Source organism: Neobacillus phoenicis, from assembly GCF_047302305.1.
In the GTDB taxonomy this organism is placed as follows: Bacteria; Bacillota; Bacilli; order Bacillales; family Cytobacillaceae; genus Neobacillus.
The window spans coordinates 2,850,419-2,874,294 of sequence record NZ_CP154847.1 but is presented as its reverse complement, the minus strand read 5'-3'; the positions used below and the strand labels follow the sequence as shown (position 1 = coordinate 2,874,294).

22 protein-coding genes and 1 pseudogene are annotated in these 23,876 nt (G+C 37.0%); 7 read left to right on the top strand and 16 right to left on the bottom strand.

The features are described from left to right. Positions 1-4: 4 nt before the first annotated feature. From AA0X95_RS14965 to AA0X95_RS14945, 5 genes and pseudogenes are all read right to left on the bottom strand, one after another. Positions 5-1,318, bottom strand: a complete 1,314-nt coding sequence (locus AA0X95_RS14965) for a DUF4139 domain-containing protein (protein ID WP_413299115.1) — start codon at positions 1,316-1,318, stop codon at positions 5-7. A gap of 300 nt (positions 1,319-1,618) precedes the next feature. After that, positions 1,619-2,563: pseudogene (gene ftsZ / locus AA0X95_RS14960) on the bottom strand (cell division protein FtsZ); the annotation flags it as partial. A gap of 371 nt (positions 2,564-2,934) precedes the next feature. Continuing rightward, complete coding sequence (locus AA0X95_RS14955; RefSeq protein ID WP_413299113.1) at positions 2,935-4,890, bottom strand: TRAP transporter permease; 1,956 nt, start codon at positions 4,888-4,890, stop codon at positions 2,935-2,937. Next, positions 4,877-5,410 carry a DUF1850 domain-containing protein gene (locus AA0X95_RS14950; protein ID WP_413299111.1) on the bottom strand — a complete coding sequence of 178 codons (534 nt, stop codon included), beginning with the start codon at positions 5,408-5,410 and terminating at the stop codon, positions 4,877-4,879. The genes AA0X95_RS14955 and AA0X95_RS14950 overlap by 14 nt, the downstream gene beginning before the upstream one ends. An 86-nt stretch (positions 5,411-5,496) precedes the next feature. Continuing rightward, positions 5,497-6,498, bottom strand: a complete 1,002-nt coding sequence (locus AA0X95_RS14945) for a TAXI family TRAP transporter solute-binding subunit (protein WP_413299109.1) — start codon at positions 6,496-6,498, stop codon at positions 5,497-5,499. A gap of 228 nt (positions 6,499-6,726) precedes the next feature. Here AA0X95_RS14945 and AA0X95_RS14940 point away from each other — a divergent pair, with 228 nt between their 5' ends. The 3 genes from AA0X95_RS14940 to AA0X95_RS14930 all read left to right on the top strand — a co-directional run bounded on the left by AA0X95_RS14940 (position 6,727) and on the right by AA0X95_RS14930 (position 9,162). Continuing rightward, complete coding sequence (locus AA0X95_RS14940) at positions 6,727-7,707, top strand: 2-hydroxyacid dehydrogenase (protein WP_413299107.1); 981 nt, start codon at positions 6,727-6,729, stop codon at positions 7,705-7,707. Between the two features lie 137 nt (positions 7,708-7,844). After that, positions 7,845-8,345 carry a DUF2243 domain-containing protein gene (locus AA0X95_RS14935; protein ID WP_413299105.1) on the top strand — a complete coding sequence of 167 codons (501 nt, stop codon included), beginning with the start codon at positions 7,845-7,847 and terminating at the stop codon, positions 8,343-8,345. A 1-nt stretch (position 8,346) separates the two neighbouring features. Beyond that, complete coding sequence (locus AA0X95_RS14930; protein WP_413299103.1) at positions 8,347-9,162, top strand: cytochrome c oxidase assembly protein; 816 nt, start codon at positions 8,347-8,349, stop codon at positions 9,160-9,162. Positions 9,163-9,197: 35 nt separating this feature from the next. Here the strand turns inward: AA0X95_RS14930 and AA0X95_RS14925 are convergent, their stop codons facing one another. From AA0X95_RS14925 to AA0X95_RS14905, 5 genes are all read right to left on the bottom strand, one after another. Continuing rightward, entirely contained in the window at positions 9,198-9,875 is a 678-nt protein-coding gene (locus AA0X95_RS14925) for an NUDIX hydrolase (protein WP_413310055.1), read from the bottom strand. 81 nt (positions 9,876-9,956) lie between these two features. Then, positions 9,957-11,501 carry a class I adenylate-forming enzyme family protein gene (locus AA0X95_RS14920; protein WP_413299101.1) on the bottom strand — a complete coding sequence of 515 codons (1,545 nt, stop codon included), beginning with the start codon at positions 11,499-11,501 and terminating at the stop codon, positions 9,957-9,959. A 4-nt stretch (positions 11,502-11,505) separates the two neighbouring features. Further along, positions 11,506-12,276, bottom strand: coding sequence for an enoyl-CoA hydratase-related protein (locus tag AA0X95_RS14915; RefSeq protein WP_413299099.1), 771 nt, complete (start codon positions 12,274-12,276; stop codon positions 11,506-11,508). Then, positions 12,269-12,688 carry a MerR family transcriptional regulator gene (locus AA0X95_RS14910; RefSeq protein ID WP_413299097.1) on the bottom strand — a complete coding sequence of 140 codons (420 nt, stop codon included), beginning with the start codon at positions 12,686-12,688 and terminating at the stop codon, positions 12,269-12,271. Before AA0X95_RS14910 ends, AA0X95_RS14915 begins: the two co-directional genes overlap by 8 nt. A gap of 133 nt (positions 12,689-12,821) precedes the next feature. After that, positions 12,822-13,421: a kinase gene (locus AA0X95_RS14905; RefSeq protein WP_413299095.1), complete on the bottom strand. Its 600-nt coding sequence runs from the start codon at positions 13,419-13,421 to the stop codon at positions 12,822-12,824. 113 nt (positions 13,422-13,534) lie between these two features. Here AA0X95_RS14905 and AA0X95_RS14900 point away from each other — a divergent pair, with 113 nt between their 5' ends. After that, positions 13,535-13,867 (top strand): hypothetical protein, encoded by a 333-nt coding sequence (locus AA0X95_RS14900; protein WP_413299093.1) that lies wholly within the window; start codon positions 13,535-13,537, stop codon positions 13,865-13,867. Between the two features lie 59 nt (positions 13,868-13,926). Here the strand turns inward: AA0X95_RS14900 and AA0X95_RS14895 are convergent, their stop codons facing one another. The 6 genes from AA0X95_RS14895 to AA0X95_RS14870 form a co-directional block, all read right to left on the bottom strand. Then, the gene (locus tag AA0X95_RS14895) at positions 13,927-15,051 is read right to left on the bottom strand and encodes an NAD(P)/FAD-dependent oxidoreductase (RefSeq protein WP_413310053.1); all 1,125 of its coding nucleotides are present in this window, start codon (positions 15,049-15,051) and stop codon (positions 13,927-13,929) included. Between the two features lie 440 nt (positions 15,052-15,491). Further along, entirely contained in the window at positions 15,492-16,682 is a 1,191-nt protein-coding gene (locus AA0X95_RS14890) for a MalY/PatB family protein (RefSeq protein ID WP_413299091.1), read from the bottom strand. A gap of 135 nt (positions 16,683-16,817) precedes the next feature. Beyond that, complete coding sequence (locus AA0X95_RS14885; RefSeq protein WP_413299089.1) at positions 16,818-17,114, bottom strand: hypothetical protein; 297 nt, start codon at positions 17,112-17,114, stop codon at positions 16,818-16,820. Between the two features lie 67 nt (positions 17,115-17,181). Further along, complete coding sequence (locus AA0X95_RS14880; protein WP_413299087.1) at positions 17,182-18,255, bottom strand: Ger(x)C family spore germination protein; 1,074 nt, start codon at positions 18,253-18,255, stop codon at positions 17,182-17,184. Beyond that, the gene (locus tag AA0X95_RS14875; RefSeq protein WP_413310051.1) at positions 18,248-19,342 is read right to left on the bottom strand and encodes a GerAB/ArcD/ProY family transporter; all 1,095 of its coding nucleotides are present in this window, start codon (positions 19,340-19,342) and stop codon (positions 18,248-18,250) included. Before AA0X95_RS14875 ends, AA0X95_RS14880 begins: the two co-directional genes overlap by 8 nt. A gap of 14 nt (positions 19,343-19,356) precedes the next feature. Further along, positions 19,357-20,775 (bottom strand): spore germination protein, encoded by a 1,419-nt coding sequence (locus AA0X95_RS14870; protein WP_413310049.1) that lies wholly within the window; start codon positions 20,773-20,775, stop codon positions 19,357-19,359. A gap of 257 nt (positions 20,776-21,032) precedes the next feature. Here AA0X95_RS14870 and AA0X95_RS14865 point away from each other — a divergent pair, with 257 nt between their 5' ends. From AA0X95_RS14865 to AA0X95_RS14855, 3 genes are all read left to right on the top strand, one after another. After that, positions 21,033-21,227, top strand: a complete 195-nt coding sequence (locus tag AA0X95_RS14865; RefSeq protein WP_308083890.1) for an alpha/beta-type small acid-soluble spore protein — start codon at positions 21,033-21,035, stop codon at positions 21,225-21,227. 127 nt (positions 21,228-21,354) lie between these two features. Next, positions 21,355-22,395, top strand: a complete 1,041-nt coding sequence (locus tag AA0X95_RS14860) for a DUF3231 family protein (RefSeq protein ID WP_413299085.1) — start codon at positions 21,355-21,357, stop codon at positions 22,393-22,395. Positions 22,396-22,579: 184 nt separating this feature from the next. Next, entirely contained in the window at positions 22,580-23,731 is a 1,152-nt protein-coding gene (locus AA0X95_RS14855; RefSeq protein ID WP_413299083.1) for an SLC13 family permease, read from the top strand. The last annotated feature ends 145 nt before the right edge of the window (positions 23,732-23,876 follow it).

Below are 23,876 nucleotides of genomic sequence, written 5' to 3'. Positions count from 1 at the left end.
TCTACTAATCTTCTATTTTCTTTATTTCCATGTAAAGAGCACGATCATAAGTGATCCCGAATCCAATTGTCTTCTCCTCACCTGGAGGTACCTCTACCCAAAACTCTATATGATTAGCATCTTTTTCTATAAATTCGTCAGTTGATTCTTCAATTTTCCAAAAACGTTCGCTTATATAGTGGGTGATTTTTATCTGTGCACTTTCAACTTTTTGATTTTTTAATACATACTCGTGTTGTACGTATTCAGAGTTTTTCATTTTATAACGTTTAAGAATTTTACTTTCACAAACAATATCAAAGGCATTGCCAATATATAAAGTAATTTTCTCGTCCTTTGTAGTGTGACCAATTCTGTCTTCACCAATAAATTCAGTAGCCTTTTCCTCGTTATCCTCTTGGTACACCTTTATTTTCCCTTTTGGCAGTGGTATACCCATGTTATTGGCTGGAGTGTTTTTAATCTCAATCATAATTTTTGGATTATTTGTATAATCATCAATCTCATAATAACGTTTGAAGGTACCATTATTAACCTGGATAAATTTCATTTGTTTCGCTTGATTATCCTTTAAGGTGGTCGGTTCCTTTAAAGTATATATATGGTAATCACCAAAAATCTTTTCATTAAAGTTTTCTTCCATAGATTCAACGCTATTATATACAGTAAAATCCTCATCATAGCGTGTCTCTTCTTCCACCCGGTTTACATCACCAGCTAGCACCTTTATCATTGCATCATGATAAGTTGTACCTGAATAATTTTGAATCTCAACCCATCCTGAAAGGTCAAAGGTTTGCTCTTTAAGATTTAGCACATAATTTGACTCCCAAAAAAGGCCCTTTGTCATGTATGATACATCAATAATATGAGCGGTTGTAGGTTTTATTTTCCATACAAGTGCTGGTTTTACAATTAATTCATTAGGGAGTTTGGGTAAAATTAATTCTCCAAGGGGATCCAGTTTAATTTCCTTCGTCTGGATATCTTCAACCACGATCCCCCCACTTACACTTAGCAATCGAACTTCCGACCTCTCATTTGTATGGGAGTCTAATAAAAAAACAATATGATCTATATATTTTTCCAACAGCTTGGATTTGTCTACCAAATCAAAATCATAATTTAACTCTTTAACTTCTACACCAGAAACAATAATCGAATTCGTTTCAATCTGTTTCGCTACGTCAAGGTAATGAACAACCGTCTCATTCTCCTGAGGGGTAAAAGATCTCGTCTCTTTCACAACAGCAAAATTGTCGTTATATATCGTTAGAGCTAGATTTTTAGAATCAGATGATGATAATTTGTAGACCATAAGTGGTACCTCCTAAAATTGTTTATAGGCCACTAACCCAAACGGAATCTATCTATTCCTTCTATTTCGGTTTCGTAAGAATGTTGGAATATCGAGCGAATCATCCGATTCCTGTACTTGATGATGACTATAATCAGATTTCAATTCTTCCTTCTCCTGCCATTGTCGACTGTTTTCAATCACTGATTCTTCATGAACCATTGATTCCTGTTTAGGTTGGAAAGTTCCAAACTGCTGTCTAGTCTTACTTTCTCTTGTAGGAGATGATGGAACATTTTTAGTTTCAATCTCATCATGTGAGAATCCAGTTGCTATAACAGTTATCATAATTTCATTTTTAAAATTTTCATTAATTATAGAACCAAAAATCATGTTTAATTCGTGGTCCGCTGCAGAAGCCACTAGGTCTGCCGCTTCTTGTACCTCGTATAAACTTAAATCAGTTCCTCCTGTAATGTTCATCAAGATCCCTTGTGCACCATTGATTGAAGTCTCGAGTAATGGGCTAGAAATTGCCTTTTTGGCCGCTTCCACCGCACGCCCATCGCCTTTTGCTACCCCAATCCCCATTAATGCTGTACCTTGATTAGACATAATCGTTTTTACGTCAGCAAAATCAAGATTGATTAATCCAGGAACTGCAATCAAATCGGAGATCCCTTGTACCCCTTGTCGTAGAACATTATCTGCTTCCCGGAAAGCTTGGATCATCGGTGTTTTTTTATCTACAATTTGTAATAAGCGATCATTTGGAATAATGATAAGAGTGTCGACTGCTTTCCTCATTAATTCGATTCCGTTCTGAGCGTTTGTTGCACGCTTTTTTCCTTCAAAACCAAACGGACGTGTAACTACTCCAATAGTTAAAGCCCCAAGTTCACGGGAAATTTGGGCAATTGCAGGCGCAGCACCTGTTCCAGTTCCTCCGCCCATACCAGCTGTTACGAAAACCATATCTGCACCCTTTAACACCTCTTGCAGTTGACTCCTGCTTTCCTCCACTGCTTTCCTACCTACCTCTGGATTTGCACCTGCACCTAATCCTCTTGTCAATGTTGCTCCAATTTGCATCCTAATCTCTGCTTTTGATAGATTAAGAGCTTGTGCATCAGTATTAACAGCTATAAATTCCACACCTTGAATTCCTGCTTCAATCATTCGGTTAACGGCATTGTTTCCCCCTCCACCAACACCAATTACTTTTATTCTAGCTACTTGATCTATATCCATATTAAAATCCCACATTAATATTTCCTCCTACTCGGCTGCCACATTGCCACATTATTCAAAAAATTCAACATAGACTTTGTTACTATGTATTTTGTAGAAATCAAATCTACCTATTATTATTTTAGCAAACTATACTGGTATTTTATATAGTGAGAAAGTTACCCTAGAAGAAATAGTTTTACACTTTATCTTTCCTACTATTCTACTAAACTTTGGTAAAGGTTCCAACAGGAAATGTCGAAAATTGCACAATTAGTCATATTGGAATGTGATTGGACTGCTCATGATGAATGCCGATTAGTCTATGGTTATGTTGAAAGTCCTAATAAACAAAAGAAGTCCTCACTTTTATGAGGACCCAACAGTTATTTATTAAATGTGCTTGGCTATATTCCAGTGCGTGGCATACTATTCCTCTTTATCATAAATTGCAAGGTAAACAATAAGCCAAATGCAACAAGTCCAGTGATATCGGTAATATTTTCCGGATAGATTAGACATAAACCGGCAACAATCGCAACAACCCGTTCATACCAAAACATTTCCCGAATCCAGAATCCAATGACACCGGTACTAATAGCAAACATTCCACAAAAGGCTGTAAAGACTACCCATATTAAGTAAGTCCAAGTCGTATTAATCATTAATAATTCAGGTGACAGTACAAACATATATGGAATAATAAACGCAGAAATAGCTAGTTTTGAAGAATTTACACCCGTTCGAAATGGCTCCCCACCTGAAATTGCACTCGCTGCAAAAGCGGCTAATGCAACCGGAGGTGTTATGTCTGCAATAATTCCAAAATAAAATACAAACAAATGAGCAGATAAATCAGGAATTCCTAACAAAATAATTGCTGGCGCTGCAATCGTAGAGGTTATGACATAGTTGGCTGTTGTCGGCGAACCCATCCCTAGCACGATAGCGGTAATCATTGTTAAGAATAACGTCGGTAATAATGCACCACCTGCTAAATCTAATAAACCATTTGCAAGCTTCAAACCTAAACCAGTTTTTGTAACTACACCAACAATGATTCCAGCTGCAGCAGTAGCAGCTGCTACCCCTAGCGCTGATCGAGCTCCATCTACAAGCGCATCAATGAAGCCTTTAAAACCAATTCTAGTTTCTTTTTTTATGGCACTTACCACTACAGTGATGACAATCGCCCATAACGCTGCCCGAATCACACTCATCCCAGACATTAATAATAAGATAACAGCAATAATGGGCAGTAATAAATAGATCTTTTTCAGCACTTCTCTTCTATTTGGCATCTCTTCCTTCGTTAAACCGCGAAGACCAATTCGTTTGGCTTCAAAATGTGTCATGATCCAAATTCCGCTAAAATAAAGGACGGCAGGAATAGCTGCAGCTTTAGCAATATCCCAATATGTAATGCCGCCTCCAATAAATTCAACCATTAGGAAGGCTGCCGCTCCCATAATAGGGGGCATCAATTGACCTCCAGTTGATGCTGCAGCTTCTACAGCACCTGCAAACTCCTTTTTATAACCTAACTTTTTCATCATAGGAATGGTGAAGGAGCCTGAAGTCACAACATTTGCTACAGAACTTCCGCTTATTGTTCCTTGTAGGGCACTGGAAAAAACGGCTACTTTTGCGGGTCCTCCAATACTCCTTCCAGCAACTGCAATAGCAAGGTCATTAAAGTACTGTCCGACACCTGTTTTAACTAGGAATGACCCAAATAATAAGAAGAGGAAAATAAAGGTCGAGGACACACCGAGTGGAGTACCTAGTATACCTTCTGTTGTAAAGAACATGGTTTGTACTAAACGATTTAGGTCAAGTCCTCGATGGGCAATAAAGCCAGGCATGTACTGACCAAAAATACCATAACACATAAAGAGTATAGCGATAATGGTAATTGGAAGACCTACCGCACGACGAGTGGCTTCCAACACTAATAAGATACCAGCCAATCCAACATAAAAATCCAGATCAGTTAAGTTACCCGCTCTTAATACCAATTCGTCGATCATTAATGGCCAGTAGGAACCGACAATAACCGCAATACAAGCCAAAATCATATCGTACCAGGCTACTTTATGTTCTTTCCCTCTATTTCTTTTCCGTGCAGGAAAAAGTAAAAAAATGAGTGCAAGAGCAAAACCTAAGTGAATCGAACGTTGAAGCTGCGCTGTTAACATACCAAATATTCCTGTATAAAGATGAAACAAAGAAAAGGATAATAATCCAACAAAGACTATCCATCCTAACATACCCTTTAGTTTCCTAGTTCCAGCCTCTGGGTCATATTTCTCTAAAAGTTCTTGTTGTTTTTCGTCAGAAAGCGTTTCATCATAATGACTCAAGGATATTCACTCCTTTCCATTGTTGAAAAAAGGTTAGTCTTTGTATTTCTACCTTTACGGAGGTTCCGGGTTTAATAGATTGGGATAAAGGATATTCCTTTTTATGAAAAATCACCCGGTGATTGGCCCGAACCTGGCCCACCCGTAAATAGAAAGAAGGAAAGACTCGTTTCATATTTCTGATGTAATATTTTCCGTTTATTTGTTCGAATCTTTCTCCTTCCTCTGCATTAGAGGGCATACCTATAGAAAAATCCTCATACATCAGTTCATATTGTTGGATTTGATGATTAATGGTAATCTTGTAGCTTTCTACTACATCTGTTAAATGAATAGAATGTGTGTATTTGATTTGAAACTCAGATTCACCCTTTAAAGGGATATAAGCTAACTTGGCGTTTGAATGAGCAGGTTGAAAAACAATCGCTAGCCTTAGCGGGATTAAAACTAGAAGAGTAATAGCTATAATCAAGCAGCTTGCTAGCATAATGATAACTAACAATAACCTATCCCGTCGCATATTCACTCCTTGCTTTGAGCATGTTTTTATGGAGAAAACGAGACCGGCAAGCTTACTGCTGCCGGTCAAAGGTTAAGTTCTACTTCTTATTGGGCCTTTACACCCTTTTCATCAAAATACTTTTGTGCCCCCGGATGTACATCAATCCCTACCCCATTTAACGCATTTTCAACTTTTATTAACTTCCCTTTTGCATGTGTTACTTGGTCTAAATTTTCGAAGATAGCCTTAGTAATATCGTAAACTACTTTTTCAGAAAGATCACTTCTTACCACTAACATGGCTTGAACAGCAACAGTGGTTACCTTATCCTTTAAGCCATATGTACCCGCAGGCACTTCATCCTTTACATAATATGGATACTTTTTGATAAGTGCGTCAATTTTGTCCTGTTCAATTGGGACAATCACGACATCCTCTGTAGCCGAAAGTCCTTCGACAGCACCTGTTGGTGTACCTGCAGTAACGAATGCAGCATCAATGGTTCCATCTTGAATACCTTGTGTGGATTCGTCAAAGGATAGGTCTTGTTTCTTAATATCATTTAGGGTCATCCCGTGTACTTCAAGGATTTGCTCCGCATTCGCAGCAGTTCCGGATCCAGGAGCCCCAATGGAGACCTTTTTCCCTTTTAAATCTTCGACGGATTTTATTCCAGATTTCTTCGTAGTTACTAGTTGAATCGTCTCAGGGTAAAGAGTGGCAATTGCTTTGACATTATCTACCTTATTATCTTTAAACATCAGCTTCCCTTGGATAGCGTATGAAGCAATATCTGTTTGTGTAAACGCAATTTCGCCATCACCCTTTTTAAGGGTTGTCATATTTTCTGCAGATGCCCCGGAGGTTTCCGCATTTGTGTCAATTCCTGTTGCATCCTTAATAATTTTTGCGAACGAGCCACCAAGCGGATAATATGTACCACCTGTCCCACCAGTTAGAATACTAATGAATTTCGGCTTCTCCTCCGTCTGTTTGCCTCCTGTTCCCTCTTTTTCCCCTCCCTCATCCTTACTACCACAGGCTGCAAGAATCATAGACATGGTTAAAAGAAAGACCATCACAACAATAAACCTTTTCTTTTTCAACTAAAATACCCCCTTTTACTAGATTCCTTGCTCGTATACATTCTTAATTATAAAAAAGAAGTAAAAACTTGTCAATTATTCCAAAATTGGTACTTTAATCCTATTACTGTTTTCTGAGTACATTTCAATATTGTATAGTCTAAGACTATGAGAATGTTTGACTCCTACCGCTTTCTATGTCACTTTATTAATATAAAATTACCTATTAGAACAGGAGTTCTCTATCTGATGAAAAGAAAAATAATTGCCTATAATTTCGTTTTAAAAGAAGCTCTTGAACAACTTGATGATCGATTCGAAGTGGAAATTTTTAACGGTATAAATCCCAAAACAGACCCCGCATTTTTACATACACTTAAAGAGGTAGAAGGTATCGTTGGTCTAGCCCTTCCAGTTGACAAGGAATTATTAGAACGTGCACCACATTTAAAAATTGTTTCAAATAACTCTACTGGTTTTAATAATCTCTCCCTTGATGAAATGACAGCGCGTGGCGTAATGGGGACAAATACCCCTGGTGTACTTGAAGACACAACGGCTGATGCAATTTTCGGGATTCTCCTTTCAGCAGCAAGACGCATTTCTGAACTAGATCATTTCGTGAAAGATGGAAAGTGGAAAGGACATTTAACAACTGATCAATATGCCATTGATGTCCATCATAAAACATTAGGCATTATTGGAATGGGAAAAATCGGCTCAACAATAGCTAAACGAGGACATTTGGGATTTGACATGAAAATCTTGTATCATAATCGCAGCCGTAATATTGAAGCTGAGGAAAAGTATGATGCTACCTACTGTGACCTTGATACACTCTTAAAGGAATCAGATTTTGTTTGTTTGATGACCCCGCTTACACCTGAGACAGAGAATTTAATTGGGGAACGTGAATTTAAGTTAATGAAGAATTCATGTGTTTTTGTAAATGGTTCACGTGGAAAAACAGTCGATGAATCAGCACTCATTGAGGCACTGAGAAAAAAAGAGATTTATGGTGCAGCTTTGGACGTTTACCAAATAGAACCCATAACCGAAGAACATCCGCTTCTTCAATTCCCTAATGTTGTCACAACTCCTCATATTGGCTCATCTACCTTTGAAACCGAATTGAAAATGGCTAATCTAGCTGTTGAAAATTTACTAGCAGGCCTAACAGGAAAACGTCCAAATAATTTGGTAAATCCCGAAGTGTTTAATGGGGAATAATATTTCAAAATGCCGTCGTATACTAAGTTTCATTTTTAGTATTCGATGGCTTTTTTATGATTGAATTTTTCCAGTAGTGATTACTTCATTATATTTAGGAGAAAATAATTGTAATTTAGTAAATAATGGAGGATCTTATGGAGGAAAATGTATATCCAAAACGTCAATCAAACGGAACAACCCGTTCCATATACATAAATCGTAATCTATGGTCAGGTATTCTATTCGGAATTGGATTAGTTGCTTTTATTGACGAAACGGTTTTTCATCAATTGCTGCATTGGCACCATTTTTACGATAAGTCAACAAAAGCCATCGGCCTTGTTTCAGATGGTTTTTTCCACGCGTTTAGTTGGTTTGCCACTGTAGGTGGGCTGTTTATGGTTGCTGACTTTCGGCGAAGAAATGCATGGTTACCAATGAGGTGGATTGGAGGAGTACTGCTCGGTGCTGGAGGGTTTCAATTTTATGATGGTACGATTCAGCATAAACTGATGCGACTTCACCAAATTCGTTATAATGTCCCGATCTTGCCCTACGACATGGTTTGGCATATTACTTCTATCATTATGATTATAATAGGGATCGTTCTAGTCATCCGCAGCGCAAAAAAAATTAGACTGGGGGCACCTAGTTAGTATGCATACCAATCATCACATGGACGAACTTATGGGGAATTTAACTCCCCAATTGTTATTAGCAATGCCTTTTGTTCTGTTATTAGTTATCTATCTTGTATTAGTGGTCATAACCATTCACCGGCAAAAGACATGGCCTGTTTACCGGGTTGTTTTATGGTTTGTCGGAGTTTCCTGTGCTATGGGAGCAGTAGCTGGACCAATAGCTGTTCATAGTCATATATATTTCAATTGGCACATGATTGGTCATCTCCTTCTTGGGATGCTGGCTCCACTTTTAATGGTTCTGGCTGCCCCTTTGACACTTGTTTTCCGAACGATAAATGTAAGAACAGCTCGTACCCTTTCAAAGATTTTAAGAACTGCACCGATCCGATTTATTAATAACCCAATTGTTGCCTCCCTTCTAAATGTGGGAGGACTTTGGGTATTGTACACAAGCAGTCTATACAATTCCATGCAACAAAGTATTTTGCTCCACGTAGTAGTACATTTTCATGTATTTCTCGCTGGTTTTGTCTTTACATCGGCATTTATCAATATAGATCCAACACCACACCGGACAAGCTTTGCCTATCGAGCCATGGTACTGGTATTAGCCTTAACCGGTCACAACATCCTTTCCAAGTACATTTTTGCTTATCCACCGCAAGGGATTTCCGCGAATCAGGCAGAATCCGGTGCAATACTTATGTACTATGGGGGAGATGCTATTGACCTTATACTTATCATCATACTTTGCTTCCAATGGTACAAAGCCACTCGGCCACAAAGAATGGTTAACAACCATAACCACCACTCATTTCAGGCAAAGTAATGATAAACACATAAGGACAACCGTTCAATTTAGTTTTATCTTTTATCAAACCATTTTTTTGTAGTTTCTAGATCTGGCATCAATAAGGGGCCGCCTTTATTGAAGTTCATAATTGTTTTAAGTGCTAGAATTGTTGGTGGAGCCAGCGAAATGTCTCCATTTTGATGAGCGCATAATGCCTCCTCTGGAGAGAACCAAAAGGCGTCATCAATCTCATTACTATCAGGATTGGGAAATTGTCCAGTTGGCAACTGAGTGAGAAAAAATCTTGTATCAAATCGAATCGGGTTAATCTCAGGTGTAACGAGATGTCCAAAATAGGCTAAGTTTTCAAGTTGCAGCTGAAATCCTTCCTGTTCCAATATATTTAAGAATGACATTTCTCGATTCAGAAGAAGACGACGGTATTTAATTACCTTATCTGATTCTATATTAGTAAGAGCTCCGTCCCCAGTACTTACAAGTAGAATCCCTACTTCTTCAAACAATTCTCTTGCTGCAGCTACATAATAAGCAGGATGAAAGGTCTCATCATGGTTTCCATATTTAATGTACTGACTAGCAATTTCATAGTCAATCTTATCTACCGCACCCCCAGGAAAAACACAATAACCACCAAAAAATTTCATCGTTGTTGGTCTTTTGGTCAAGTAGACCTTAGACAAATCGTTCATTAATACTACAGTTGATGCAGGTCTAGGAATAACAGCCATCAAAGGTCCTTCCCCTTTCGTAAGTACAATTGTCAATATAAGTTGAATTTAGTAAAATGAGTGTTTTATGGAAAGCTTCATTTACTTCCTCAACTCTTCTTTCCTGAGCATTCTTCTAACTACTTTCCCTACTGCACTTTTAGGCAAACTATCTATAAACTCGACATTTTTAGGTTTTTTATAAGAGGCGAGATGTGCCTTGCAATAATCAATCAGCTCATTTTCTGAAACCTGTTGTCCCTCTTTTAACACAACGAAGGCCTTTACACTTTCCACCCATGTTTCATCAGGCACTCCAACAATAGCAGCTTCCATTACTGCTGGGTGTTGATATAAGACTTCCTCCACTTCTCTTGGATAAATGTTAAATCCACCGCTAATAATCATATCAGACTTACGGTCTACTAAATATAGATAGCCTTCTTGGTCAATGTAGCCCATATCACGGGTATAGACCCACTTTCCTTTTATTGTTTCTGCGGTCAATTCATCTTCCTTCCAATAACCAGTCATCGCTTGACTCGAAGACACAATAATCTCACCGATTTCCCCTACAGCTACTTGTTTCCCATTCTCATCGACAATTTTCACTTCGGTTGTAGCTGTCGGTCTTCCACATGATAATAGCCTGTCGTAATACTTGGGATTTTTAAGTGCTAAAACATGATCCTCTACCGGTAAGATAGATAGAATGAGAGGCGCTTCCGTTTGACCGAAATATTGAATAAATTTTGGGCCCCATAATTCAAGCCCTCTTTTCAACGCTTCCCGAGGCATTGGGGATGCACCATAAATTAAACTTCGAACAGAATTAAATGAATATTTTTCTACTTCCGGATGTGACAACAGCATAACTATCATGGTTGGAACTAAGTTGAGAGTTGTTGGTTTAATCGATTCAACTGCTTGTAGATATTCTAGAGGATGAAAAGTTGGAAGAATGGCATTTGCTGCGCCTCGAATCCAATGTGGTAGGACAAGTGTTCCTGACGCATGTGTAAGTGGTGCAGCATGCATCATAATGTCACCTTTTTCAATGGTGAGTGTTGACAGGATATTCGTTGCAATCGCTGCCCAGGATCCTTGTGTATGAATAGCTGCCTTTAGCTTACCGGTGGTACCTGATGTATATTGGAGGGTTGCAAAATCTTCTTCTGATAACGGAACAATTGGATCTTCATCTGTAACCGTTTTCATTTTTGAGTAAATAGGTATGATCCATTCATACTTTGGGATACCGTCCACTTGGCAAAACAATGATACATTTGAAAGTCTTTCTCTTAAGCTCCCTACACGGTCGGCAAATTCTTCTGTAAAAAGAATTGCCTTTGAATCTGTTTCCATAATCATATGAAATTGTTCTTCTTCGGAAAGCCTTGTATTAAGAGGAACTCGTACCAACCCAGACTTTAACATGGCAAAGTCAATTTCCACACTATGAATAGAATTAGCCAGCAAAAATGAAATACGATTCCCTTTTTTTAAACCTAATTTAAAAAGAGCATTAGCCAAGCGGTTTGAATTTTTATGAACTTCTTCAAACGTTAGTTTCTGGTCTTTGTATATAACTGCTGTTTCTTTTGCATAGTACTTAGCCCCTCTTTTAATCAACTCAGCAGCAATCATCCTTTTACCCCTTTCGATTGATAAAATTAGTTAATCCTTGCCTCGTTTCCTCACTTCTAGTATGTGGCATTCCTAACTGACATTCTATTCGTAACGCTTCTTCAAGTGGAAGGCCCCAACCTCTTACAGCTGCTTGCTTATCGGACCTTAGTGACCCTTGCGGATAAGAGGCCATTTGTTGTGCTAATTCTAAAGCACGATTTAATAGATTACCAGGCTCCACAACTTCTGTCACCAACCCCCAATCCAATGCGGTAACAGCATCGATTTTTCTTCCTGTTAAAATTAAATCCATCCCTCGACCCCAGCCAACAATCCTTGGGATTCGCTGTGTGCCTCCGTCTACCAACGGGACATTCCATCGTCTCTCCAGACAACCAAACTCTGCATTCGTTGCTGCAATTCGAATATCACACCAAGCTGCCATTTCCAGACCCCCAGCAAAACAGTAGCCATTAACAGCAGCAATCGTTGGTTTAAATAAATCTGTTATTCTTGTAAATCCTAAATACCCTTTCCCACCATAAACAAAATCCGGATCATATTGATTTTGGGGACCTAAGGTATCAATTGCTTTTAAATCAGCACCTGAGCTAAACGATGAACCACTGCCTGTTAAAATAGCCACCTTTGCCTTGTCATCGTCTCGGAAATTTACCCAAGCTTCATAAAGTAATTGTGCTGTTTCACCATCAATACAGTTATGTTTTTCTGGTCGATTAACAGTTATTATAGCTACTCCGTCTAGGTGTTCCACTACAACCTTTTTAGACATCATTTTCCTCCTTTTGTTTTAAAAATTGATAGATCCCTTCAGCCTCAGTAATGGCATCATATAAATCCTTCTCAAGCAGATCCAACTCTTTCTTTCGTTCCTGCACCTCCTTTAAATGTAGATACGCTAATTTAATCCCTTCGCTATACTGTTTAATTTGAGTAGGGTCTAAGTCATATAAATTAATAAGAGTTGCTGCTTCCTGTAAGGAGAAACCTAAATGCTTTCCCCTCAAAATCATTATAATACGGGCCCTATCCCTTTTAGTGTAGACGCGATGATTCCCAGCAGTCCTCCTTGGATGAATTAACCCTAATTCTTCATAATAACGGATTGTACGTTGACTAATGCCAAACTCCTCTACAAGGTCCGATATTAAATATTCTATATTTACAGACTTTTTAACAGGCACTTTTATTTAAACCCCCTTTTATTAAAGTTTAATTTATACCTACCATTAACGTCAACTAACTTACATTGATGGTAGATATAAAAAAACATGTATTTCTCAACCTCCAAACCTCAATCCATGGAACAATAATCAATTAACCATGTAGAACTATATGAGCTCCATCTAAAGGTCGTTCTGTTTCTAGATAAAAATTCTCAGCTAACCAGTATCTATTTTGGAACTTTAATATTTTCTTTTGGGTCTCCTGACTTTCTCTAAGAAATCTTTTTTCCCTAGGGCAATCTAAATAGAGTAGAAAATCATAATAATTACTCCATTCTTTCCGCTGTAGAAAAACGCCCTCAATGATGACGACACACGAATCGGGAAGGGTAATCTGTTTGGTCATTTGCGTATCTGATTCATCTTGATAGAATGAAAGATTAAATGATTGAGAACCTTTTATTTTTTCAAAAAGTTGATCCCTCAACCCCTGAATATCCCATTGTAATTGATAATATTCGAACCACTCTTCATGACCTGTATTGTATCTCCTGTTCCTTTCGACAATATGATTATCTATATAAAACACATAAAAAGGTAGCTTTTCTTCTGTTAGCATATGGCTTAGATGTTTTACTAAAGTGGTCTTTCCAGAGCGACTTAGTCCATCTATTCCTATAATAAATCGCTTCCCTTCCTCAAGTTTGGGAATCTTACTCACTATCTTTTTGATTTGCTCATTCATGCTCATACATCCTTTTACATTATTCCTTAGTTAGAAGTTTTTTTAAAAAAATAAGACCTTTTTATACATTCACCCATATGATATTGCATCAACAAATATGAATTTAAAAGGTGGTTAATATGAATACGAATATGAATATAATTAACACTTATAGACCCGTTCATGGCGGTCATGGACATGGACATGGCGGTTGGGGGCAAGGTCATGGACATTATGACGGTCATGGACATTATCACGGTCATGGACATTATCACGGTCATGGTGGCTGGGGCTATGGACATGGTGGTTGGGGCTATGGTGGCGGTGGATTCTATCCTGGATTTGCAACAGGTGCTCTTACAGGCTTAGCACTTGGTGCAGCAGCCGGCACACCTGTTGGATACCCAGTACCAGCATATCCAGCGTATCCTACCTACCCTGCATATCCTTACCCATATCCGTACCCATACTAATTTCCAACACCTAGAATAGGACCAATCCATTTATAAAGCACCCAATTGGGTGCTTTTACTTATTCTATAGTGGAGATTGCAGCTGCTAGATCATAGCTACCTATGTCTAGTTCCGTTCGTCTTCCTAAGACAAGCTTGGCCAGTTCTGCCCCGAGATACGGTCCACTTGTTAAACCGGATGCCCCTAAACCATTAGCAAGATATATTCCATCAAAGTTAGGCAAGGCTCCAACTACAGGTAAAAAACCAGGGGTGAACGGTCGGAAACCTACTCTTGTTTCTATATAAGTACTTTCCGATAACCCAGGAGCCACTTCTAAAGCCTTACTTAAAATTTCATATATTCCACCTGGCGTAATTCGGGTGTCGAATCCAGCTTCATTTTCATGAGTAGAACCTACCACCACACGCCCATCCTCAAAGGTTAATATGTAATGGTTACTTGGGGGGATTACGACGGGCCATTGGCTCGTATTTAATTTGGGTAATTCAAGATGCACAATTTGTGCTTTTTGTGGAGTAACTAAAAACTGAACCCCGAAAGGACGTAGCAGCTCTTTAGACCATGCACCAGCAGTGACGATAACAAGGTCTGCCAAAATTTTTTCAGACCCCACCTTGATACCCATGACTCGGGTTTCCTCTTTAACTATAGACGCATCGCCTCTTAAAAAGGTTACTCCATGTTTTATTGATGATCGTATTAATGATTCACGCAATGCTCTTCCATTTACACGCGCCCCTCCACTTACATGTACAGACCCAAATTCCTCTGACAGAGGTGGGAAAAGTTGTTTTGTTTCTGCTGGCGATAATATCGTAATATCACCTATTTCAGGTGCTTCCTCTCGACGTTTCAGCGCTCGTTCTGCCATTTGTTCGAGCTTATTTATGTCGGAATGAAGACTAATTGCTCCAACACGTTTATATCCTGTCTCTTTTTCCCCGTCTGCCTCTAGCTGAGCAATTAATTCAGGATAATACCGAGCCCCACCTTTTACCAGCTGATACCAAGCTTTATTCCGCCGTTGTGACAGCCATGGACAAACAATCCCTGCTGCTGCATCCGTTGCTTGACCTACATCACCGCGATCCACTAGCGTGACTTCTACACCAAGTTTTGTTAAGTGATACGCGGTAGACGCACCGAGAATCCCTGCACCAATGACAATTATTTTCAGAATAAATCACCTTTCTCAATATATTTATGACATTATGTAGTATTCTACCAAAAAAAACTACTTTTCAAAGTTAAACGCAAGAATAAACATAGAAACACCTGACAGTCAGATTAAACTGCCAGGCATTTTTTTAGGAATAACCATCAGCTTAGGGTAATTATTCCACGTTCACATTGAATTGAATACTCACTTCACTTTAAAAGAAAGACTTAATGATATTTTGTTCTCTCTTGCATTCACTACAAATATATTCTATTTCTAATGCATCTTCCCTTACGCTGTGCTCAGTTTCTTTTCCACACAGTTCACAATAGAGGTTTTTAGGAAATTCGATCATTACCCACACCACGCTTCATCTTGATCAATGTTGCTTAACAATCAAGAATACTATTCCCTCGGGATTGAAACATCATACATTTGTTACAGCCAGAAACAGAAGAATCTTACTTTAAATCTTCAAATTCCCGTGCGATTCGTTCGAATGCTTCTTTTATAATCGGTCTAGGTGAAGGGATGCAAATTCGTTGGAAATGCAAACCTTCATCTCCAAACATTTTACCGTCTTCAAGTAAGACATTTGCTTTATTATAGATACGATCATGAACTTCTTCTGGTGTTAATCCATAACCGCTAAAATCCATCCACATGATATAGGTTCCTTCAGGAATTCTCACTTTTACCATCGGCATTCTTTCGGCCAAGAAATCCACTACCCACTCCATCGTGCCATCAATATATTCCTTCAATTGCTCTAACCAATCTTCCCCCTCATGATAAACCGCTATAAGGGCTGACACAGTGAATGGGGATGGTAAATGCATGCCCATAACACTACCGAATGTTTTCCTATGTTCTGAATCGGATATTATGACGTTCGTACAATGAAGTCCTGCAACATTAAACGTTTTGTTGATGGCAGTAAAAGTAATAATATGCCCCTGCTGATCAGAAGCTTTTGCAATAGGAATAAATGTTTGATTGCATCGAGTTAGATCTCCGTGAATTTCATCTGCAATAATAAGCACATTATTTTTTTGACAAATCTCCGATAATCTTCTAAGTTCATCCTTGTTAAAGATTCTTCCTGTTGGATTTTGTGGATTACACAAAATAAACATTTTTGTCTTTTCATCTTTTGCTTTTTCTTCAAAATCTGCAAAATCAATTTGATAATAGCCGTCTTCATTACATATAAGAGCGTTGTTTAATAGTTCTCTGCCATTTGCTTCAATGGCGGATGTAAATGGAGGGTAAACCGGACGTTGAATAATTATCCCATCGCCAGGCTGGGTAAATGCCCTTACAGCAACAGTCAGTGCATGCACGGTACCAGGGCTAAAGAGGATGTCTTCCTTCTGAATTTCCCAATCATGCCTCTTTTTGAACCAATGTTGAATCGCTTCAAAATACTCATTAGGAAAAATGGAATAACCAAATATTCGATGGTCTACCGTCTTATGTAAAGCGTCGATTAATGGTTGAGGTACGGGTAAATCCATGTCAGCTGTAAATAATGGAATGGTGTTTTCATCATACCTCTCCGTTAGGCCCATCTTTTTAATTAACTCACCACCATCCCATTTAACGGAATATGTACCTCTGCGGTTGACGATTTCATCAAAATTATATTTCATGAAAACCCTCCTTTTTATGTTATTTTAACAAAAGTTACTAGAATTTACCTTCAAAACAAATGGTTATGTAATAGTAAATTTAAAAACACCAGGTATCATTAGGACCTAGTGTTTAGAGCGCGGAAATTAACCATATTAGCGATTTTGAAAATAAATGGACAATGCGTTTGCAATATCGTCCACTTTTTCCTTCGCTTGAATAGTATAGTGGTCTCCGTCTAATGAAGAGGAGAAACTATTGAAACCTTGGTTACGTAAAAAGTCATCAATATCTGACAGTTCTTCTCCTTGTGTCTTTAATGCTTTGTGTCCAACGAAATTATCGTTTACATAAACATCATAGCGATCTTCATTTAATTTTGAATCCACGTAGCTTGAAAGGCCAGGGTTAATTATAGGAAAGGTACTATTTGAAGTATTTTGATTAATCATGCCATTCCCTCCAATCATATTTATAGTTACCTTTTCCCAGATTGAATAGAATATGATTAAGTTTTTTTTATTGTGTAACTCCATACTCAGTAATGTTGACTTTTACCTTTGCTTCGATGCTCATGTCTGGATAGTAATCCTTGTATCTTTTAAAATCAAAGTTTCTTATTCGACTATTTAAGATATCTCCAATACCAAGGGAATCAACTTTTAATGCTTGAGTCCTTGAAATAATGTGTTGATAATCTTTATTTAACCGCTTCTCAAATTGATTCTCCAATCTTTGTATAACTTGGTGATTCATTTTTGTTCCTTTATATTCCCTAATTACTCCTTCTACCTTAATATCAATGTTTACTTTTGGAATCGAACCTGTGTTATCCACCTGATAATGTCTTTTTGATTTTATATTTTCTAGATCTGCTGAGAATTTTTGAACATGCAGTGGTAATATTCCAAATTTATAGTCTTCAACAAGAGTTTTAAAGGCAAAAAGTTCTTTAAACGAGATTTTACCAACGTATTTATCTCCCTTGAATAGAGCTATTCCGTTAATCTTTACTTTATCATCAGTTAATACTAATCGAGGTAGAAACAAATCAGCACCTTTTGAATAATACTTATAGAGCATCTGATGTAAATTTGTCTTGGGAATGGTCCCTCCTTTAATATTTTTCTCAAGGATACCGGAAATATAGATGCCTGTATCCTGTGTTTTGTATTTTTTTGTAAGATAATCTTTTGCATTTCCCTCAACCACTGCAAGAAAAACTTGTGAACCGACACTAGGGTCTCTATTAAGGTAATCGAGGTAATCATATATTCCATGCTTGGCAAGCTCTTCATTATATAAGGCAATCTCTAGTCTTCCGCTTAATAATGGTTTATTAGATTCGGAATCCAGCTTTGCACGATTTTCTCGTAGCAAAGTTGAGATATTTGAATATGTTCCGCTAGTAATAGATTTATCAGGCTTAAAAATAGGAATAGACACGGTTCCTCTTACGTGATTTTCATCAATATAGTCATAGCCAACAGCTGTCACTAAATCGATATCATCAATGATATTCTGTTCTGACGAACAACCTGTTACTACCAATAGAATGATAAAGTAAAATATGAGTAAGTGATTTTTATTCATTTTGTTTTTTCACCTTGCTATAAATAAAGTGACTGATAAAAATGAATGGTATGTATCCTCCCATCATGATATATCCTCCATATGATAGTATCTCACTTAGTTGTCGTATTTGGTTATACCCTTTTATTAATGTCACCATACTTAATATGATCATTAAAGCAATCAGCAAAATGATTCGCTGTTTCACACCAAAAATCCGTTTCATTCCTCTCATAAAACACCATAAAGCTAAGGTAATGTTAGGGAGGATCACTAAAGCCCATGAACTGATTCCTATATATTCAAAGCGTTCGACAAAAGGCATTTTCATAATTTTCCACAAACCTAACGTCGGCCAAAGATTCGATATTAATTGTTCTTCACTATAAAATACGATGGTGACAAGATAAGTGGATAAATAAAGAAACGTACTAAATGCAATACCAAATTGTGCCCATTTCTGCGATTTTTTTGGTTCTTTAATAAAAGGATAATAAATAAATAGGGTGGAAAACCCTATATAGCTAATAACCATCCCTTTCGATGATAACAAGATTTCCTTAATCGAATGGTTCCAAATAGGAAGTAAGTTTTCACCATGCGCAAATTGTAATGGAAACAATAAAGTCAAAACTAAATATAAAGGCAGCATGACTCCAAAAAAACAAATACCAGTCACTATTCTAAAACCACCTTCTACTATGTAGTAAAGGAGTGGTAGAAAAAACAAGCATAATGAAAATAAACTAATTCTTGGAAACATCCAAACCTGAATGACTTCAAAATAAACTCTGATAACCACAATAGCAATTAAAAGAAAATAAAGCAGTATGGCAATATTCAATAAGTTACCAATCCATTTACCAAAAATTTTTTGATTAATGGCTAAAACATCCGTACCCTCTTTATTTAACACGTGAAACATCATCCAAACCAAAACGTGTATAAGCGTACCAGTTAGTAAAATAGAAATCCAAGCGTCATTACCAGCCCATCTTACTATTTCAGATTGAAATGTAAGAATCCCCACTCCAATTTGAATGGAATGGACTAAGAAAAAAACTAAATACGGTGATACCTGGAACCTTTCTTCAACAGTTGATTGCATTATTTTCACACCAATCACTCATCAACATCTTTATTTTCTTTTGCTTTTTTGGGATTAAACCGTAATGGATTTTCCGTTTGAAGTTTCATAGGTCTCTTAGGACTTGATGAGAATGGAAACCTAAAGATAGCATCCTTTAGATCTTGTAAACGACTAGGATATAACGGCTCCAGAAAGGGTCTCCCTAATGAAGTTAATCTAAGTAAATGGGTTAACATATAACAAAAACAAATGACCACACCTAGCATTCCATATATATTCGCAAATAATAGAAATGGAAAACGAAGTAACCGAATCGTGTTACCCATTTGATAAACAGGAGTCGTAAAAGATGCAAGGGCAGCCAGAGCAACAATAATCAGAAGGACATTACTAGTTAAACCAGCTTCAACTGAAGCGGTCCCAATAACAATCCCTCCCACGATACCAATTGTTTGTCCTACCTTTGTTGGAAGCCTTGCACCTGCTTCTCTTAATAGTTCAATCGTTAATTCGAGAAAAACAGCCTCTAATATAGGTGGGAGTGGAACTCCTCTTCTTGAAGTAATAAGTGTTCCCATTAGATCCTTTGGTATCAATTCATAATGAAAGGTCAACGCCGCCACATAGATAGGAGTAACTAAGATGGAGAAACTTACTGCAAATAAACGAATGATTCGAAAAGTTGACGCAATTAATGGATTTAGATAATAATCCTCGAAGGCTGAGAAGAATTCCACTAAAGAAGTGGGTCCAATTAAAGCATGTGGTGAGCCATCAACAATAATGACTACCTTTCCCTCAGCCAATACGGCAACTACACGATCGGGTCTTTCTGTATCAACTAATTGTGGAAATAATGATTTATGATTATCTGAAATAATCTGAGTAATAAAAGAGCTGTCGATAATTTGGTCAAATTCAATCTCAGATACCCTTTGAATTACCGTATTAACATTTTCCTCATTAGCAATACCAGCAACATACAAGACAGCAATATTTGTTTTTGATAATCTGCCAATTTCAAATTGCTTAACTGTCAATTCCTGAACAGGTAATCTTTTTCTCACTAAATTGATATTAATATTTAAAGACTCTACGAATGCTTCCTTCGGCCCTACAACTGAAAACTCTACTTCTGGCATGGAAATGGAACGAGACTGATGGGATTCTGATTGAACCAACAAACAGGAAGGATCATACTCTTCTAATTGAATAACCACGTACCCTGAATGCAGTTTATTTCTTATTGTGTTTACATCACTTGTAATAATGATATTCTCTATTGGAATGACCGATTTTACACTTTCTAGTGAGTTTCCGCTTGCTTTTTCTAAATAACACATAATATCTTTATGTAAAACATCTGGATCCACAATAGTTTGATAATAAGAAATCCAGTAATGGTGGTTCATTACTGGGTAACAGTAGTGAACGAAGTCATCTGATTTCATGGATGTTCTAATTAATTCAAAGGCATTTTTCAACTCAGTCTTTTCATTAGATTGATCGGAATCTTTTGTTGTTTCCTTTACCTGAGTATCAATTGGTAGTTGAAATTTTGGTTTTCTTTTGAACATGCATTCACATCTTTCTTTCTACCTTTTTCATCATTAACCATTATTTTCTACCATTATGTTTTTTTTAATCGGTTAAATTAAATACGAGCAATTTTTAATTGCTCAAAAAACTTCGTCGGGAGTGATGTATCATGGCTAGAAACAAACTTTTGGTTCCTGGTGCAGAGAATGTTCTGGATCAAATGAAGGAAGAAATCGCCAGCGAGTTTGGAGTTCAACTTGGTGCTGATACGACCGCACGAGCAAACGGTTCAGTAGGCGGTGAAATGACAAAACGTCTTGTCGCTTATGCTGAACAAACGTTAAGAAATCAACAAGGGCAATAAGCTGTGATTTCCAAGATAGAGGCTGCCATAATGGCAGCCTCTTTCCTTAATTTATTATCTGAGAAAAATTAGCATAACTTTTAATTCTTAGCAAAAACTAAGAAAAAATTGCTAAGGGGAATATTAGATGGAATTGAATCAACCAATTCAACCAATTAACTTACGTCCAATTCAAACACAAGTAAGCGCAAAATTAACTGCTCCCGAAATGGCCAAACTTTGGGCAACTTACGTTGGCAACAGTATGTCAAATAAAATATTACAATACTTCCTTCAACACATTGAGGATGAATTAATTAAGACCTTAGTAGAAAATGCTTTGTATTTAACTGAGGATTTTATGCGAAGAATTGAACAAATACTAAATAAAGATAACTTTCCTATTCCAAAAGGTTTTACAAAAGATGATGTTAATTTGAAAGCTCCTCGGCTATTTGAAGAAGAATATTACGTGCATTATATAAAGTATGCTGCTAAGGCAGGTATGAGTATATATAGCGTTGCACTTCCAATAGTGTTACGTGAGGATATTAGAGATTTTTTTATATATTGTAATGATTGTACCGTTGCTCTTTTAACACAAATAAATGATATATTAATGACAAAGGGATTAATTATTAAACCACCTATTCTTCCCATTCCCGATAAAGTGGACTTTGTTAAGGACCAAAGTTTTTTACATGGGTTTATGGGTAAAGTTAGACCCCTACATGCACTAGAAGTCACTCACCTTTACGATAACATTGAAAACAATGTCACAAGTAAAGCATTGATACTAGCATTTAGCCAAGTTGCCAGAAACGAAAAAGTCAAACAGTTGTTTATTCGGGGGACTGAAATGACAGATAGAGCAGTGTCCCGTTATAAAGAAAAACTTCATAAAGATAACCTACCCTCTCCATCACTTTTAGATCATTTGGTAACGGAATCTAAGATTGCTCCTTTTTCAGACAAACTCATGCTCTTTCACAAAGTGGATATGTTTTCAATGAAAATAAGAGCATTTGGAAATTCAATAGCAGTAAATGGGCGACGAGATATAAGCTTGCTGTATGCGCGCTCACTCAAGAGCATAGCTTTGTTTGTCGATGATGGTGCTAATATCCTGATTGAAAATGGCTGGATGGAACAGCCACCACAAGCTGCTGATAGAGAAGATTTGTTGTAAGTTCCCAATTGAAAGCCGTGATCAATAAAGAAACGGCTTTTTTCTATTCACCTGATTATTGACAAGGATAGAAATTGAATTTATTGTAGTCAATGGGTTGTTTTTAATATTTGATAAGGTACATATATTAAATAATTTACAAGTTTCATATAACAAACATTGTATTGTAATCGGTGGTGTACACGTGAAAGAATCTGTCGTCATTCAGCAGAAAAAATGGCCGAATTTGAATTTTGGTCTATTAAAAAAAGACCTGGTTTTTACCATCTCATTTATCTTAGCAGCTATAAGTTGTTTCATTCATATACCCAAAGTTGAATATATTAATTTTCATGTTTTGATAAGTTTGTTTAATCTGATGCTTGCTATAAAAGCTTTAGAAGAATTAAAGGTACTAGACAAATTTGCAATTTCTATCTTGAATAATAGTAAAAATAGTAAAAGTGTCTCAGCCATTCTTATTCTATTTTGCTTCTTTAGCTCCATGTTAGTGACAAACGATGTTGCTTTACTTACTTTTGTACCCTTAACCCTTTTAATTAGTAAAAAGACCAAAATAAATATGATAGAAACTATTATTTTACAAACCATTGCCGCTAATATTGGCAGCAGCTTAACACCAATGGGAAATCCACAAAATTTGTTTATTTATTCTTTTTACGGTTTAAAACCCCTGCAGTTTTTTATGTCCGTCTCCTTTATTGCTGTGCTGGGAATAGGAACCCTTTTTTTCCTTTTTCAAAGACTTGAGCCAAAAGAAATAAAAGTAGATTTATATCCTGTTACTGTTGGAGATCAAAAAAAGGCAATCGTTTGGGGAATAGTATTAGTCATCATAATAGCATCGATATTTGGTGTTATCAGTTACCCTATCGCACTTGTCATCACACTCGGTACAGTGTTTATTGTTAACGCTACTCTTATAATAAAAATTGACTATCTTCTGCTAATTACATTTGTTTGCTTTTTTATTTTTATCGGGAATATTTCCAGTACAATGGCTATACAGTCCTTTGCAAGTGTCAGCATGAAAGATCCTTCTTCCGTCTATTTTAGTTCGATTGGGTTGAGCCAACTGATTAGTAATGTTCCTGCTTCGATTCTTCTTGCACAATTCTCCACAGACTGGAAACCGTTACTCCTTGGTGTAAATGTGGGTGGATTAGGAACGATAATAGCTTCATTGGCCAGTGTTATTTCCTATAAACTGTTTATTCAGGCAAATCCGAATGAAAGTAAACAATACCTCATTAAATTCAGCATATATAATTTCGCATTTTTAGCATTTTTGGCCATTACTCAATATTTAATTTTTATTATTCTTGATATCTTTTAAAAAGGTCGTCTTCTCGAATGAGAATACGGCTTTTTTTCTTTTTACATTTCAAAGGGTAAAATTCGTTATTGAAATACCCAAACAAATAAAACTCAGTGAGCATAGATTAATAGAAAAATCTTACCGTGATTTTTCCTAACAAGAG